Source organism: Mesorhizobium sp. RIZ17, assembly GCF_051127865.1.
In the GTDB taxonomy this organism is placed as follows: domain Bacteria; phylum Pseudomonadota; class Alphaproteobacteria; order Rhizobiales; family Rhizobiaceae; genus Mesorhizobium; species Mesorhizobium humile.
Map to the genome: position 1 here is coordinate 4,853,437 of NZ_CP147861.1, position 15,325 is coordinate 4,868,761.

Here is a 15,325-nt window from a genome sequence, read left to right on the forward strand (position 1 = left end):
TGCATGCACCGCCCGACAGCCCGCTGCCAAACCGATAGAGGCGGCAGCGGGCCATTGGTGCGACGGGAGTGCTGTCCCGCCGAGCAGGACACACAGCTCACCCTGTGATCTAAACTAGCGTCGCCGGGAAACGCGACTTACGGATTCGTAAGCTCACTTGCGATCATGTTCCCAGGCGCGGCCCGGCGGGCAATTCCTGACCTGCCTTATCTGTGTGGTCGAAAGCAACTCCTGTTACGCCAGGCGCCGCGCCGCTCGGCTTTCCCGCCTCGCGGAACCGGCGGGCGAAGATCATCAGGTGCCGCGCGGTTTTGTTGCGTAGGCGGCGCAGGCGCCATTCCAGCCCGGTCTCGGTGGTGATGCGCCTGGCATAGATGCTGGCGCGCATGGCTCTTTCGTCGGCGGCGATCTTGACCGGATCGTCGTAGAAGGCGCCGATCTTGTCGGCCGCCATGCCGGGTGTTTCGAGCCAGGCGGGAATATGCGTCGAGCTGAGGCAATCGACATCGGTCAGCACCCGATGGATGCCGTCACCTTGCGCCGGGCATGTCGTGGCGAACGCATCGCCGATGAAGACGACGCCGTCGCGGCGATGGCCCTGCGTCGTCGTCAGGCTGACCTGCCTTACTTCGACCTCGCTGGCCACAGCGAAGTTGCCGCATCGCCCGGCAATCTCCGGCATGAGGTCCAGCAGCATCTTTTGCGGATTATCGCGGAACGCCCGCACCCATGGGTCGGCGACGGTTCGATACACGAACATGTTCGCCCGCATCCGCTCGCCGATCCGGAAGATGGTAAGAAAGGCAATGCGATCGGCGATCCGCCTTGCGTAGAAGGTGAGGGACTGCAGCCCGAATTCCTGCGGCGTGATCGCAAGGTCGAACCCCATCGTCAGCGAATGGGCTTTTGATTCCTCGATGCGCTCTACGCCGATGGCGCGCCGCACCGCCTCGCTGTAGCCGGTGGCCACCACCAAGAGCCGGGCCTCGATGACGGAGCCGTCGGTGAGCACCAGGCGCTGCCGGTCCGGTCCGGTCGACACCTCGGCGACCTTGCCCACCGTCAGCGGCACTTGCGCCGGCAGCGCCGCGCGCATGCCGTTGACCAGCGGCGCGTAGGAAAAGGCGAACTCCGGACCTTCTTTGCGCTCGAAAAACTGGCCGAAGCGGAAGACATTGATGTCAGTCATCGGCGTGACGAGCGATCTGAAGACAGGCCCGAGTCCGAGCTTTTCGAACAGCCCCATCTGCTCCGCGCGGGTTTTCTCGGCCCGGAATTCGTCATGATGGATGCGATGCGGATCGACCAGCGCGACCTTGCGGCCGGCCTTGGCGAGCGTTATCGCCAGCACGGTTCCGGCGAGTCCCGCGCCGACGATCGCCACGTCAACCTCGGTCCGGCCCGGCGGCACGGCAGGCGTTTCGCGATCTTCTGCGATGCTCATGTCTTTTCTCCACCGCCCGCAGGCTTGGGATCCTGCCTCGGCGTGCGTTTCCAGCGCGGCGCCATTGCCGAACCGTCGATGAATTCCAGTCCGCCCGCCTCGTTGAGCGTGTGCAGCTTGCGGCCGGCCCAGCCCGCGCCGGGGTTGAGGATCGTTTCGACGACCTGCTCGAAGCCGGTATCGTCAAGCTGCGTAATGCGCGCTAGGCCGAGCGCGGCGCCGTAGCTCCTGCGGCAATCCTGCACCGGGCGCAGCAACTGGCCGCCGCGGCTGACCATGCGGCCCGCCGGACGCGCCGTGGCGATGTCGATCAGCAACGGGTTCTTCGCATGCGCCGTCCACGGCCCGCGGAAATCCGGCGCCGACCACAGATGCAACTGGTCCGAGAAGGCGCCGCCGCCGTCGCGCACGGTGGCGAACATCCACCAGCGTCCGCCATGCTCGGCGAGCGTAGCGTCGCTGGCGGCGATGTCCGACAGAAGCGTCGCTTCCTTGACCCAGCCGCCAGGGAAAGCGGTGGCGCGGTAGAGGTCGACCGTCCGGTTGGCCGAGGTTTCCGGCACCATCCACATCTCGCCGTCGCGCTCGAACACGAAGGGGTAGGAGAGGTGGTAGGGTAGTTCCAGCACCGGCTTCGGGGTGCCGGCCGGCCCGTTCGGCCCGAAAGCCACGGCCGAAAGGATCGCCTTGCCGGTGCGGTGGATGTAATCCTCGACGAACAGCGTCACCTGGCCGCGATAGAGCACGGGAAACGGGTCTGCGTAAAAGCGGCTGCCGTCGTCGGCCAGGTCGCGCCAGCCCGATTGCGGATGAGCGCGAAGCGCGTAGAGATCCTTGCCTCCGGTCTCGCGCCAGCCGACCCGCCAGTGCGGTGCGTTGTAGGCGAGATGATAGATCTGCTGGACGATGCGGCGCGCCGTCGCCTTGGCCGCACGCACACCGAGCTTGGTAGCCGACGGCATGGCCGGAACCGGCGCCTCGGATGATGGTTCGGGCAGCACCGGAAGCGACGAGCGCGCGGCGCCGTCGACCGCCGCGACGATCAGGCTGGCGCTGCGCGCCAGCATGTCCTGGAAGGACGCCAGCGCAATGCCGTGATATTCGGTGCCGAGCCGCCCTTCGGCGACCGTCGCGCCGTTCTGTCCCAGACGGGCGAGCGGGGTACGGCCGGCAAGGATCAGCGCCAGCAGGGCCTCTTCGCCGCAGGCGCCGTCATAGGCCAGGCGCCAGACCCGTCGGCCCTGCGGCTCGACATCGCCGATGAGGTCGATGGTGAGATCGGCCGGCGCGGACGCCCTCGAATGGCCGGCCAGTGTCGAAAGTGGCACACGTTTTGCCGTCCCATCGGCGGGCAGCCGATGGATCAGCGTCTCAAGCTGGAACAGCGCTTCGGCACCGCGCGTCACGCCGCCCGCCGCCGGACGCGCGTCGATGGCAAGCTCGATGCCGGGCAGCAGCGACAGCCGCTCGGCCAGGGCTACATGGAAAGCGCGCACGCAATCGCCGTTGAGGCGCAGATTCAGGCGCATCGCCAATCCCCGGACGACTCATATCCGGTGCCGGCGGCCCGGCCGGCCAGGTCAAGCTTCCGCCGCATGCGCACGATGTCTCCAACTTAGGCTGCACTTAAATTCTACTGGGTCGGTGCAAACTTCGTGCCAGTACGGCATCAATTTATGAACATAATTAACAGTGTTTTAATCGTTGCCGGGAATAGCTAGGCCAACGCCGCATTCACGTCTTTGCCGGCCGATGGAGCGTTGTCGGAGCGATCTTTGCAATCACCCCTGCTCATGGTGCCTCAGCAGAACGCGCCGGAGGCGGTCGTGCCGGCGCCGGCCTACTACGCACATGCGCCCGCGCATGCCACGGTCGAGCTTGGCGATCTCGGTCGCATCCTGCTGCGCCGCCGCTTTCTGATCCTCGCCATCACCGCGCTGCTCACCGTGCTGACGCTTGTCTACAGCGTCCTGACGCCGGCGCTCTACTCCTCGACGGCGCAGATCATCATCGACCCGCAGGACCTCCAGGTCGTCACCAACGACGTCAACCCAAGCCGCATCTCGCCCGATGGCGGCATCACCCAGGTCGAAAGCCAGGTGGCCGTGGCGCAGTCGAACGGCGTCCTGCTGCGCGCCATCAAGGCGACCAATTTGACCGAGAATCCAGACTTCAACGGGCAGGGCGGGCTCGGCCGGTGGCTCGGCATGTTGTTCGGCTCCGACGACGGCGACAGGACGGCTGAGACGCTCGATTCTCTGCGCCGCCGCCTTGCGGTCAAGCGCGACGACAAGGTGCTGGTCCTCAACATCATCATCACCGCCAAGAGCGCCGACCTAGCGGCGGAGCTCGCCAACGCCATCGCGCAGGCCTATCTCGACGACCAGGCGCAGGCGCGCTCGAAGGCTGCCGCCGACGCCTCGGACGCGATCAGCGCCCGGCTGGAGGATCAGCGCAAGCGCGTCGAGCAGGCGGCCAATGCCGTCGAGACCTACAAGGCCGAGCACAACATGGTGATGGCGGCCGGCAATCTGGTCAGCGACCAGGAGCTGACCGATCTCAACACACAGTTGACCGCCGCCCAGACCCGCACCGCGCAGCTCAAGGCGCAGGTCGACCAGCTGCGCCGGCAGGGCGGCGCGCCGGACGCGACCTCGGAGGCGATGCGCTCGCCGGTCATCGCCAGCCTCAGGGCGCAGGAAGCGACGCTGGTCGACCAGATATCGCAGTTCGGCACCGCGCTCGGGCCGCGCCACCCCTCGATGATCTCGGCGCAGCAGCAATTGAGCGACCTGCGCAAGCTGATTTCGCGTGAGCTCGGCCGCCTCGTCACCGCAGCGGAGACCGACTACGAGCGCGCTCTGGCCAACCAGAAGGAGCTGGAGGCCAAAGTGGCGTCGCTGAAGGGCAAGTCGCTCGACACCGACCAGGCTTCGGTCAGGCTGCGCGAGCTGCAGCGCGATCTCGAGGCCGTGCGCACCGTCTACGCCAATTACCTTCAGCGCGCCCAGGAAACGCGCGAGCAGACCAACGTCAACAGCACCAACGCCCGCATCATTTCGCAGGCCATGCCGGCGCTGAAGAAGAGCTGGCCGCCGAAGGGGCTGCTTGTCTTCGGCGCCATCTTCGGCGGACTGGCGCTGGGTATCGGCATGGCGCTGATCGCCGAATATCTTTCGCCGACCGTGCTGTCCGCCAACCAGATGCAGTCGGCCATCGACGCGCCGGTGCTTGGCGTGCTGCCGGGCAGGGGACGCCGCCGCTCCGGCGCCGCCCAGAAAACCGACGCCGTGGCGGGCCTCGCGCTGCAGCGCATCGCCGCCGGCACCAGGCGTCCGCCGGACTGGCCGCTGGTGCCCTCGATCCTGGTGGCGTCGCCGCCTGAGGACAAGGCGCCGCGGTCGAGGGTTGCATGGCAGCTCGCCAATGCGGCGGCGGCCAGGGGCCGCCGCGTGCTGTTCATCGACATCAACGCCGGCAAGGGCCAGAAGGACCCGCAGCCCGGCGTGCTCGACGTACTGCGCGGCGAATACCCGCTCGAAGCGGTCAGCCGCTATGCGCCCGGCAGTTCGGTGGCGCTCGTCGGCAGGGGCCGGCCGACCGCGGTGTTCCAGGAAGCCCAGGCGCTCTATTTCGCCCATCGCATGCTGGCCCAGGCCAACCACAGCTTCGAGCTCGTCGTCGTCGACGGCGGCGCGCTGGCCGACGACCTCAACGTCCTGCCGCTGGTCGCCATGGCCGACGAGATCCTGCTCGTCGCTCGGCTGAACGCGACGCCGATGCGCGACGTCGCTTCGACCTCCGAAGCGGTCTCCGTCATGGGGCGGCTGCCGACCGGCGCCATGCTGGTCGACGAGGCGGCCTGACATGGCCTCGATCCTGGCCGGTCCGGCCCGGCCTGTTCCGGCTTCGGGCTACGCCATGGCCGGCCCGCGCACTGTCCCTGTCGACACGCTGACGCGTATCGGCATCACCGTGGCGGTGCTGCTTCTGTTTTCCGTCTCGGGCGGCATGCTGTGGCTCGCCGGCTATAATTACGACGGCCTGCAGGGCAGTCCGCTGAGCAAGATCCACCCGTCCACCTATCTCTTCGTGCTCGTCTTTGTCTGGCGCTCCTGCACCTTCGGCAATCCGGTCGGCTATGTGGTCCATGTCACCAACAAGCGGCCGGCAACGATGCTGATGGCGGTGATCTCGACGGTGCTTCTCTTCGTCGTCATCCTCAGGCAGCGCCCCGGCATGGCCGGCATGATCGACACGTTCGTCACGCCGACGCTGCTCGTGCTGCTGCTCAGCGAGGATGATGAGAAGACCTTTGCCCGGCTGCGGATCGTCATCCATGTCGTCATGACGGTGAATGCGCTGCTGGCGCTGTTCGAATTCGGCACCAAGCATCTTGTGTTCCCGTATCGGTTCGACGGCGCGGTATTCGTCAACGATCTGCGCTCGACGGCGCTGCAGGGGCACCCGCTGTCCAACGCCACGGTCACCTCCATCTATGTGCTGTCGCTGTTGTCCGGCGCGCGTTCCTTGTCGACGCCGCTGAGGCTTACGCTGGTCGGCCTGCAGTTCTGCGCGCTGGTCGTCTTCGGCGGCCGCTCGGGCATGGTGCTGACGATCCTGCTCGGCGGCGTGTATGTGCTCATCCGCGGCGTGGCGCAGCTCAGGACAGGACGCGTCAACCTTCTGGGCGCCGCGCTGGTGATCATGCTCGCCGCGCTGCTGCCGCTGGCGCTCGCGCTCGCCGGTTACTACGGCTTCTTCGACGCGCTGCTCGAACGTTTCGTCTCCGACAGCGGCAGCGCCAATGCACGCGTCGAGATGTTCGATCTCTTCAGGCATCTGGAATTGCGCGACCTGATCGTCGGGCCCGACGTCGACCTGCTGGACAGCATGCGCCGCATCACTGGCCTGGAGCAGGGCATTGAGAACCCGGTGCTGCGCTTGACGCTCTACCAGGGCGCCTTCTTCACGCTTTTGATCTTCTTCGGCTTCGCGCTGTTCATGCACGAGGTCGCGCGCCGCTGCCATCCGGGCATCTGGCTGCCGATGCTGGGCTGGCTCATCCTGCTCAACACCTCCGAAAGCATCGCCTCCAAGACGACGCTGATGACCAAATTCGTGGTGATCGCGCTGGCGCTTTATCGGCCGGTGAAAGCTGTTGCGCGTCAAAGGACGCAGGCGTAGCGCTCTACGGCGAAGGATCGCGGCGCAGCGTTACTGTGCCTCCGCAGCGCCCCCGCTCGCCTCTCGCCTTCTCGCCCCAAGCAACACCAGCGGCACAGCTACCAGATTGATCGCGATCACCGACAGCCAGATAGCGCCGGGCCACTGCTTCTGCGTGGCGAAGTAGACGGTCGAGAAGGCGAGCGGGGCGACGATGGAGGCAAGGCTGACCGCCGAGGCCAGCACACCCTGCAACTGGCCCTGGCGCTCCGCATCGACCTGCCTTGTCGCCAGGGCCTGGAAGGCCGGCGTGCCTATGCCGCTGAGCGCGAAGACCGGCATGATGGCGAACACCATCCAGCCTTGGTTGGCGAAGGCCATGGCGGTGAGCGCGATGCAGGCAAAGCCGATGCCGATGACGAAGGCCCTGCGCTCGCCGAGCAGCCGGGCTGCGGGGCCGGGCAGGAAGGCCTGCACCAAGGTTTGGCAAAGGCCGAACGCGCCGAGCGAAAGTCCGACCCAGAGGCCGTTCCACCGGAACGTGTCGAAACCCCAGAGCGCCCAGCAGGTGCCGTAGGCCTCGCCGGCGCCGGAAAGGATGAAATAGACCAGGACGATGGGAAGCAGGCCCTTCATCGAAAACACCCAGCGCAAGGGCTTCAGCGGGTTGAGGGCCGCGAGATCGATCTTCTGTCGGTCCGGGAGGCGCGATTCCGGCAGGACGAAGATGGCCAAGAGCAGGTTCGCGGCGTTGAGCACGGCGGCGGCGATGAAGGGCAGCCGGATCCAGTGGTCGCCGAGCACGCCGCCCAGCACCGGGCCGATGATGAAGCCGATGCCGAACATGGCGCTGAACAGGCCGAAGCGGTCGGCGCGCTTATTCTGCGGCGTGATGTCGGTGATGTAGGCCGTCGCCACGGAGATGTTGGCGCTGGTCAAACCCGCGATGGCGCGGCCGATGAACAGCATCCAGAGCTGCGGCGCAAAGGCCGTGATCAGATAGTTGATCGCGGCGCCCGCCAGCGAAATCAGCAGGACCGGACGGCGGCCAAGATTGTCGCTCAAGGCGCCAAGCACCGGCGCGAAGAGGAACTGCATGGCCGCGTAGAGCGCGGTCATGATGCCGATATAGGCGACGATGTCGGGGCTGTGCGTCACCTCCTCGAGGAGGCGCGGCAGAATGGGAAAGACGAGGCCGATGCCGACGGCGTCGAGGCAGATGGCGGCAAAGATGACGATGAGGGGTTTGTTCATGGGGGAACTCCGGGAGCGAAGGCTATCTCGCCCGGGCGGCAGCAGGGTCGAACCTCGCCGCGCGCCAGGCGTCAAACCGTAAATATACTGAGTTTAAATATGTACTAAGTACATATCGACGATCGACGACGCAGAGTCAACGGAAATATGTACTGAGTACCAAAATCATGCTACGAGGAGCCATGCCAGAACCGTCCGACCGCCGCTCCCGAAAGCGGGCCGCCACCAGCAAGGCTATCTCCGATGCCGCCACCCGCCTGTTCATGGAACGCGGCTTCGATCAGGTGACCGTGGACGAGATCGCCGAGGCCGCCGATGTCGGGCGCATGACGGTCTTCAACCACTTCCCGCGCAAGGAGGACATGTTCTTCGACCGCGACGAGGAGGGGCGCGAGATGCTGCGCGAGGCCGTGCGCCAGCGCGCGCCCGGCGTCGCGCCGCTGGAGGCCTTGCACCTGCTCGCGCACCGGCTGGTCGCCGAACGCAGCCCGGTGGTCGAATTCTCCGCCAGAAGCGAGCGCCTGGTGCCGACGGTTGCCGGCAGCGAAACGCTGAAGGCGCGGGCGCGGGCGATCCGCGACGAACTGGCCGACCTGGTGGCGGCGGCGCTGGCCGAAAGCGTCGGCCGCGACACCGCCGATCCCGATGCGCATCTCGCGGCCAACCTGCTGTTGGCGACCTGGACTGTCGCCTTCCTCGAGGCGCATCGCATGTTCCGGCAGACCCGCAACCGGGAGAAAGCGAACGATGCTTTCCTCGCGCTCGTCGACAAGGGGGCGATGGGGCTGGAGGCCGCGATGGCCGGCACGCCGTACCTGTGAGCGAAACCAAACCTTTGGCGCGGTTTGGTGATTCAACAAATCAAGCGCGCGGCATCGTCAGCCCCAGCGCCTCTATCATCGCCGGGTCGAGGGCGCGCGTGGTGTCGTCCATCATCCCCATGCCGTCGAACAGGTCCCAGAACGCCCAGGGAAAGCCGAAGGCTTCCGCGCTCTGCCGCACATCGGCGATGTAGCGGGCGCGGTCCGGGCTCGGCGCGGCAGTGTAGCGGGCATCGGTGCGCAGCGCGCCGAACTCGCCCACGACAATGCGCTCGGGCGCGATGCCGTGGGTCTGCGCCCAGTCGCTCACCTGCTTAAGGTAGCGGTCGATGAAGCGGCGGTCGGGCTGTGCGTTGAAATAGACTTTCAGCACGCGCTCGGTCTCGGCATAGGCGGCCTTCTTGGCCTCTTCGGACATTTCCGTGTCCCCAGCCATCCTTGCCCTGACCGAGGCCAGCGTTCTTTCCAGCGTTCCGGCGGAGGCCGGCCATGGCACGTTGTTCAGCGCGCGGTAGACCGGCTCGCGCATCCATGGCGCACCCTGATGGCTGAACAGATAGGGCTCGTAAAAGTGGAAGGTGAACAGGATCGGCTCGAATTCGGCCAGCGGCGCCGGATCGAGCGCCGTCAAGCCCCGCACCATCGAGCCGCAGCCACCGGTGACGAGCAGCGGCACGCTCGGCTCCAACATCCTGGCGGCCGTCAGCAGCGAGGCCTGCACGGCCGGCCATGCCTCGGAAGAACAGTCCTGCGGCGGCTCGTTGACAGGCTCCAGCGCCACCATGCCGGCCTTCCTGCCCTGGAGCCGCTCAGCGATTTCGCTCACCAGCCTCCGATAGGATTCGAATTCCGGCGCTGTGGTGCTGGAATACATGCGGTCGGGATTCCAGTAATGCGTGGCTCCATTGGCCTGCACGTTGACGATGACGCCCAGATCGGCGCTGAGCGCCGCATCGACCGCTGCGTCGAGCATGCCCATCAGCTCGGCGCGCTGTCCCGCTTCAGCGGCAACGAACGGTCCCGGATCGACAGGCAGGCGGATGAAATCGAGGCCGCTGGCCCGCAACCGGGCAAGGTCGGCCGGCGTCGGCACCGGCCGCTGCGACTGGAAGGGCGGCCAGTCATAGTCGGTGCGGGGCGCGGGAAATTCGCGCGTCAGGGCAAACCATGGCCAGGTGTTGACGCCGCGCCTGAGGGGCCATGCGCCGGCGGCTCGCGCTTGAGATACGAACGGTGGAACCGTAGTCGCCAGTGGTGCTGTTGCCGCGCCCAGTGCCGCGCCGAGAATCCGGCGGCGCGACCAGCCGGTCATGCGTGCTTGGCGCGGTCGGCTTTCGCCGGCGCGGCGGTGGCACCGCCGAGCTGCCGCAGCGCTTCCTTTTCATAAGCGGTGAGCACGTCATCCCAGCGGAAGGCCTCGCGGGCGCGGGTCCGCGCCGCCGTGCTGCAGCGCGCCACCAGCGCATCGTCGGCCAGCACCTCGTCGATCCGTTCGCTCAGGCCATCGATGTCGTTGAAATAGATCGCTGCCTCGCCCGCGACCCACCGGTTGTAGCGGTTGTCATGCGCGATCACCATGTTGCCGGCGGCAAGCGCCTCGACCAGCGAAGGATTGGTGCCGCCCACGGTGTGGCCGTGCATATAGGCGCGCGCATGATAGCGCAGCGCCTTCACCACCGCCTGGTCGTAGATCGCGCCCGGCATCATCGCCGTGGTGCCCGCCGCTTCGCGCACGGCGCGGTGGTAGGGAATGTCGTCATTGAGCGTGCCGAGCACCACCAGCTTCATGTCGCCGCGATCGCGGCGGCGGAAGGCTTCGATGATCGGCAAGATGTTGTTGTCGGGTTCGATCCGCGCGATCGAGACCAGATATTTGCCGGGCTCGAGCCCGAGCGCGCGGATGGGTTCCTCCGGCGCCGAGGTCACCGGGTCCGCGCCATAGGCGATCGTGGCGATAGCGCTGCGCGGCCGCCTTGTCGCCAGATGGTCGGCGATCGCCGGGTGGTCGGCGACGAGCCGGTGCGAAAGCCAGGCGCCGACCCATTCGTTGAGCCAGAACCAGCTGCGCGCGGCCGGCCCCCATTTCGGCCGCCGCCACTCGATACCGTCCATGTTGGTGATGATCTTGCGCCGCATGAGCCTGAGCCAAGTCAGGAACACCGCGCCGTTATAGCCGAGCACCAAGCATACGCCCGGCCGCCTGGCGGCGTCGAGCACGCATTGCCAGTCGAATTCAAGCGTCGCGCGCGGACCGGTGGAGGCCACTTCGATGGTGATGAGCTCGATGCCGCGCCATGTCTCGGTGCTTACCCTTTGCCCGACGCGCTCGACCTCCTTCTGGCAGTAGACGCCGACCTTCCAGCCGCGTCCGGCCAGGAAAAGCGCCAGCCGCTCGGCGAAGGTTTCGAAGCCACCGTGAGAAGCCGGAATGCCGCGCGTCCCCAGGATCAGGATCGAAGGCTTTTCGATCAGGGTGGAAGGTCGTTCCGGTGTCAAAATAAAGGATTCCCCGGGTCCGGTCATGTTGTTACGTCAATGACACGCCCAGCAACTTCCGTGCCAGGGTACCCCCAGAACGGATATTCACATGAAGGTGTAAAATTTCTCTTCAGGTCGCATGGCTTGCTTCATTATCGGTCAACTTTCGCGACGTATCTGTATCGATACGGGGCACGGCTTGGGTTCCCTCGTCGCAGCCGGGTTTTCGCGACCCGGCATGATCCTTGCTCCCGGGCCTGCAGTGGCCACCGCTGGGTAGAGCGGCGTGCGGATTTGGCATGAAAGTTCTTCCGCGCTTGAAGTCCGGTGCTGAGCGGACTCGGGGTGCAAGGTGGAAAGATAGCAATGCGCATTGCCTGCGTTCATCAGGGCTACGAGCTCTATGGCTCGGACCGCAGCTTCGCGGAGAGCGTGGCTGCGCTGCGCGCCGCGTTTCCGGCCGCCGAGATCGAGGTCGTGCTGCCGCGCGAGGGACCGATCGTCGATATCCTAAAGCCGCATGCCAGCCGCATCGTGTTCGAACCGCTCTGGGTGCTCCGGCGCCAGGCGATGCTCAAGCTCGCCACCGTCGAGATGATGCGGCTGCCCGCTGCGCTCTGGCGGGCCTGGCAGCGCATGCGCGACAACGACCTGACCTATATCAACACCTCGATCATCGCCGATTATGCGCTGGCCGCGCGGCTCCTGCCACGCAAGGCGCTGCTGCACATTCACGAGATCCCGGAAGGCGTCCTGCGCAAGGTGCTTGTCGCGCTGATGCGCTGGAGCAAGGCGGATCTGATCTTCAACTCTCGCGCCACGCGCGCCACCTTCGGCGATCCGCCAGCCATCGATGCCGGGGGACGGCGCACGCATGTCGTCTACAACGGCGTTGCCGGTCCCGCCGCGGCCCTGCCCATGACTTATGACGGCAGCCGCCCGCTCAAAGTCCTGCTGCTTGGCCGCGTCAACCGCATCAAGGGGCAGGAGGTGCTGCTCGATGCCGTCGCCTCACTCCCCGCCGAATTGCGCGATCGCGTCGAGGTCCGCCTGGTCGGCGGCGCCTTCGAAAGCGTCGAACGCGAGCAGGCCTTGGCTGAACTGGTCGGGCGCATGGGGTTGACCGGGCATGTCGAGGTGCTGCCTTTCGTCTCCGACCCCACCGATCATTATCGCTGGGCGGACATCGTGGCGGTGCCGTCGCGCCGCCCGGAGTCGCTTGGCCGCGTCGCTATCGAGGCGATGGGCTGGGGCCGGCCGCCGCTGGTGTCGGCGATCGGCGGGCTGGTGGAAGTGGTGACCGACGGCGAGACCGGCTGGCATGTGCCGCCGGGCAACGCCGCGGCCCTTGCCGGCAAGCTCGGCGAGATCATCCTGCGGCCGGACCGCTGGCGCGGCTTCGCCGCCGCCGGCCGCGCGCGTTACGAGGCAGTGTTCAGCGAGCCGATCGCCGCCGCCGCGATCGTTGCGATCGTGGCCGACAAGCTGAAGGCGGCAACGCCCCGGCAGGGGCGGGCGCGTGTTGCCCGCGAGGCGGAGACGAGCCCGTGAAGTTCACCTTCCCGGCCCATCTGGTGCGGCGCCTCATGCTAATGATCGGCGGCGAGGCGATGCAGAGCGGCTTCCATTTTGCCCTCAACATTGCGCTGCTGCATCTTCTGTCGGCCGAAGGCTACGGCCTCTTCGCGCTGGCCATGGTGATGGGCGGCGTCGGCCTGTCCTATATCCGCTCGCTCACCGCCGTTCCGGCCACCATATGGATGAGCAGAAGCACCAACAGCGCCGGCGTCAACGCCAATGACGTGACCTTCGGGTCGGCGGCGCTTGTGGTGGCGCTGCTGATGGGGTTCGGCACGGCCCTGCTGATGCGCCTGCTGGGCGACCCGAGCGGCATCGGCGCCGGCTGCTTCGTCGGCGCATGGTCGCTGCGCAGCCATATGCGCACGGCATTCTTCGCGCGCCGCATGCAGCTCGTCGTCTCGATCAGCGACGCCGTGTTCACGATCGCCGGCATAGTGCTCGCGGCGGCGGCGATCTGGTTTTTCGCGGATGCGCTGCAGGCCACCTTCTACGCGCTTGCCGCGGCCAACGTGGTCGGCATCGCCGTGCTGGTGAAGCTGGCGCGCCGCAGGCTGCGCATCTCCTTCCGCGCGCCAACCTGGCGGCGCTATGCAAAGCTCTGGCCGCAGCTCTGCTGGTCCGGGTTCAGCGCCACCACCACCAACATCCAGGGGCAATGCCTGGCCCTGCTGGTCGCCGGCATCGCCGGACCCGCGGCCTACGCACCGCTGGCGGCGGTGCTGGTGCTGTTTGCGCCGCTGCGCATCATCAGCCTCGCCTTCTCCAACATGACGCAGCCCGAACTCGCAAAGCTGGTGCGCACCAAGGAGTTCGACCGCGTGTGGACGCAGGCCAAGATCTGGGCGCTCGTCATGGGGCTTGGCAGCCTGGCCTATGGCGGCGGTATCCTGTTCATCCTGCCGATGATCAAATCCCAGGCTCTGCAGCATGCCTCGGTCGGGCTGATCGGGCTTTTCGCCATCGCCAACTTCGTGCCGATCATGGCCTATGTCATGCCGCGCGTCGTTCTCGAGATCCTCGGCGATTTCCGCATCGTCGCCTTCATCACCATGGCTGGCGCGATTGTCGGGCTGGCGACGATCGGGGTCCTGCTGGCTATCGCGCCATCGACATGGTCGCTGGCCGGCGCTGCGGTGTCCGAGACCTTCGTGCTCGTCACCTCATGGTATTTCGCGGGTCACCGCATGTGGAATTCCAAGCATCCGAACGAGCAGCGCCCCAGCGTTTTCGGCGCCTGGCGCCGCGCGGCCACGCTGGCAGTGCAGAGACGATAGGAGAACGATGTGGCAAGCCAGGCAATGCCGATGGCCGCAATGACGACCGGCTTGGCCGACGACGAGGCGACAGTGTACGCCGCCGGCGCCGGCAGCGGCGCTTACGTGGCTGAGCTGCACACCAGCCTCGAAGCGATCAAACCGCTCTGGCTACGTCTCGAGACAGAGGGCGTGTGCACCGGCCACCAGCATTTCGCCTGGGCCGAAGGGATCGTCGAAGGGCTCGTGCCGCAAAAAGCCGATCTTGCCATCGTCGAGGTGAGGGATGCCGCCACGGGCGAGCCGAGGATGCTGGTACCGTTGATGCGGCGCCGCGCATTCCATCATTGGGTGATCGAGTGGCTGAGCTGCGGGGTCTGCGATTATTCCGCGCCGTTGCTCGCCGACGCGACGCCTTGGACCAAGCAATCCGCCGAAGCTGCGTGGGCGGCGGTGCTTTCCGTGCTGCCGCCGGCGGACCGCATCCACATCGTCGGCATCCCGAAGGAGGTTGGTGGCGTCGCCAATCCCCTGGCGCTGCTTTCGCTGGCGCGCGACTCCATCCACTCGCACTATGGCATCGCCATGGACGGCGACGCCGAAACCGTCGTCAAGCGCATCTGCCGTCCGTCCTTCGTCAAGGCGCTCAACAAGGACTTGCGTCGGCTCGACCGCAATGGCGGCCTGGCCCTGGTGGAAGCCGACACGCCAGCCCAGGTGGACTCGGTCTTCGGCAAGCTGGTCGAGATGCGACTCAACCGCTTTCGCGAGCTTGGCCGGTTCGATCTCCTCGCGCAGCCGCCGGTCGTCGATTTCTACCGGGACGCAGCGCATCGCGGCCTGACGGACGGCTCGGTGCGGATATTCGGCCTGCGCGCCGGCGACGTCATGGTCGCGGTCCAGTACCTGGCGGCTCATCTGGGCACGCTCCACGCGCTTCTGATCGCGATCGACCAGGGTGCGGTGCCCAATGTTTCGCCGGGACTTTGCATCATGGGCGAGCTGATCAGATGGGGGCGGGGCGCCGGCTTCGACTATTTCGACCTGTCGGTCGGCAACCAGAGCTATAAGGAACATATGGGGGCGGTGAAGTCGGTCCTGTCCGAACTTTGCTACGGCATCACGCTGAAAGGCATGGCCGCGAGCCAGGCCATCAAATATCGCGGCCAAGGCGTGGCTTTCGTGCGCGACAACCCGCGCCTGTTCAAGCTCGCGCAGGAAGTCATGCAGCGCTGGCGGCGGCTGCGGGCGCCGCGGTGAGTAGGCGAACCGTGCCCGGCGAAATTGACTCACATTCCGCTCTCCGTCATGCTTATGGGCAGCCGTAT

11 protein-coding genes are annotated in these 15,325 nt (G+C 66.5%); 6 read left to right on the top strand and 5 right to left on the bottom strand.

What is annotated here, in order from left to right; all coding sequences use genetic code 11:
* Window positions 1-163: 163 nt before the first annotated feature.
* Both WDX12_RS23450 and WDX12_RS23455 read right to left on the bottom strand, forming a co-directional pair.
* Window positions 164-1,444, bottom strand: coding sequence for an FAD-dependent oxidoreductase (locus tag WDX12_RS23450; protein WP_434722186.1), 1,281 nt, complete (start codon window positions 1,442-1,444; stop codon window positions 164-166).
* Window positions 1,441-2,973: a glucosamine inositolphosphorylceramide transferase family protein gene (locus WDX12_RS23455; protein WP_434722187.1), complete on the bottom strand. Its 1,533-nt coding sequence runs from the start codon at window positions 2,971-2,973 to the stop codon at window positions 1,441-1,443. The genes WDX12_RS23450 and WDX12_RS23455 overlap by 4 nt, the downstream gene beginning before the upstream one ends.
* Window positions 2,974-3,219: 246 nt before the next feature.
* Between WDX12_RS23455 and WDX12_RS23460 the strand changes: the two genes are divergently transcribed.
* A complete protein-coding gene (locus tag WDX12_RS23460; RefSeq protein WP_434722188.1) occupies window positions 3,220-5,310 on the top strand; it encodes a GumC family protein in 2,091 nt (696 codons plus the stop codon).
* A gap of 1 nt (window position 5,311) precedes the next feature.
* A complete protein-coding gene (locus WDX12_RS23465; RefSeq protein WP_434722189.1) occupies window positions 5,312-6,631 on the top strand; it encodes a VpsF family polysaccharide biosynthesis protein in 1,320 nt (439 codons plus the stop codon).
* A 30-nt stretch (window positions 6,632-6,661) separates the two neighbouring features.
* Here WDX12_RS23465 and WDX12_RS23470 read toward each other — a convergent pair whose 3' ends face one another.
* The gene (locus WDX12_RS23470) at window positions 6,662-7,864 is read right to left on the bottom strand and encodes a TCR/Tet family MFS transporter (protein WP_434722190.1); all 1,203 of its coding nucleotides are present in this window, start codon (window positions 7,862-7,864) and stop codon (window positions 6,662-6,664) included.
* 182 nt (window positions 7,865-8,046) lie between these two features.
* Between WDX12_RS23470 and WDX12_RS23475 the strand changes: the two genes are divergently transcribed.
* Window positions 8,047-8,685: a TetR/AcrR family transcriptional regulator gene (locus WDX12_RS23475; protein WP_434722191.1), complete on the top strand. Its 639-nt coding sequence runs from the start codon at window positions 8,047-8,049 to the stop codon at window positions 8,683-8,685.
* Window positions 8,686-8,725: 40 nt separating this feature from the next.
* Here WDX12_RS23475 and WDX12_RS23480 read toward each other — a convergent pair whose 3' ends face one another.
* Window positions 8,726-9,997 carry a glycoside hydrolase family 5 protein gene (locus WDX12_RS23480; protein ID WP_434722192.1) on the bottom strand — a complete coding sequence of 424 codons (1,272 nt, stop codon included), beginning with the start codon at window positions 9,995-9,997 and terminating at the stop codon, window positions 8,726-8,728.
* Window positions 9,994-11,181, bottom strand: coding sequence for a DUF1972 domain-containing protein (locus WDX12_RS23485; RefSeq protein ID WP_434722193.1), 1,188 nt, complete (start codon window positions 11,179-11,181; stop codon window positions 9,994-9,996). The genes WDX12_RS23480 and WDX12_RS23485 overlap by 4 nt, the downstream gene beginning before the upstream one ends.
* A gap of 348 nt (window positions 11,182-11,529) precedes the next feature.
* Between WDX12_RS23485 and WDX12_RS23490 the strand changes: the two genes are divergently transcribed.
* From WDX12_RS23490 to WDX12_RS23500, 3 genes are read left to right on the top strand one after another with little or no spacing between them, the layout of a single operon-like run.
* Window positions 11,530-12,714, top strand: coding sequence for a glycosyltransferase family 4 protein (locus WDX12_RS23490; RefSeq protein WP_434722194.1), 1,185 nt, complete (start codon window positions 11,530-11,532; stop codon window positions 12,712-12,714).
* Complete coding sequence (locus tag WDX12_RS23495; RefSeq protein WP_434722195.1) at window positions 12,711-14,018, top strand: hypothetical protein; 1,308 nt, start codon at window positions 12,711-12,713, stop codon at window positions 14,016-14,018. Before WDX12_RS23490 ends, WDX12_RS23495 begins: the two co-directional genes overlap by 4 nt.
* A 9-nt stretch (window positions 14,019-14,027) precedes the next feature.
* The gene (locus WDX12_RS23500; RefSeq protein WP_434722196.1) at window positions 14,028-15,257 is read left to right on the top strand and encodes a GNAT family N-acetyltransferase; all 1,230 of its coding nucleotides are present in this window, start codon (window positions 14,028-14,030) and stop codon (window positions 15,255-15,257) included.
* Window positions 15,258-15,325: the final 68 nt, after the last annotated feature.

Excerpts from the sequence above, each read along its gene's own strand:
- WDX12_RS23450 (WP_434722186.1), bottom strand. The coding sequence starts at position 1,444 with ATGAGCATCGCAGAAGATCGCGAAACGCCTGCCGTGCCGCCGGGCCGG.
- WDX12_RS23455 (WP_434722187.1), bottom strand. The coding sequence starts at position 2,973 with ATGCGCCTGAATCTGCGCCTCAACGGCGATTGCGTGCGCGCTTTCCAT.
- WDX12_RS23465 (WP_434722189.1), top strand. The coding sequence starts at position 5,312 with ATGGCCTCGATCCTGGCCGGTCCGGCCCGGCCTGTTCCGGCTTCGGGC.
- WDX12_RS23470 (WP_434722190.1), bottom strand. The coding sequence starts at position 7,864 with ATGAACAAACCCCTCATCGTCATCTTTGCCGCCATCTGCCTCGACGCC.
- WDX12_RS23475 (WP_434722191.1), top strand. The coding sequence starts at position 8,047 with ATGCCAGAACCGTCCGACCGCCGCTCCCGAAAGCGGGCCGCCACCAGC.
- WDX12_RS23480 (WP_434722192.1), bottom strand. The coding sequence starts at position 9,997 with ATGACCGGCTGGTCGCGCCGCCGGATTCTCGGCGCGGCACTGGGCGCG.
- WDX12_RS23490 (WP_434722194.1), top strand. The coding sequence starts at position 11,530 with ATGCGCATTGCCTGCGTTCATCAGGGCTACGAGCTCTATGGCTCGGAC.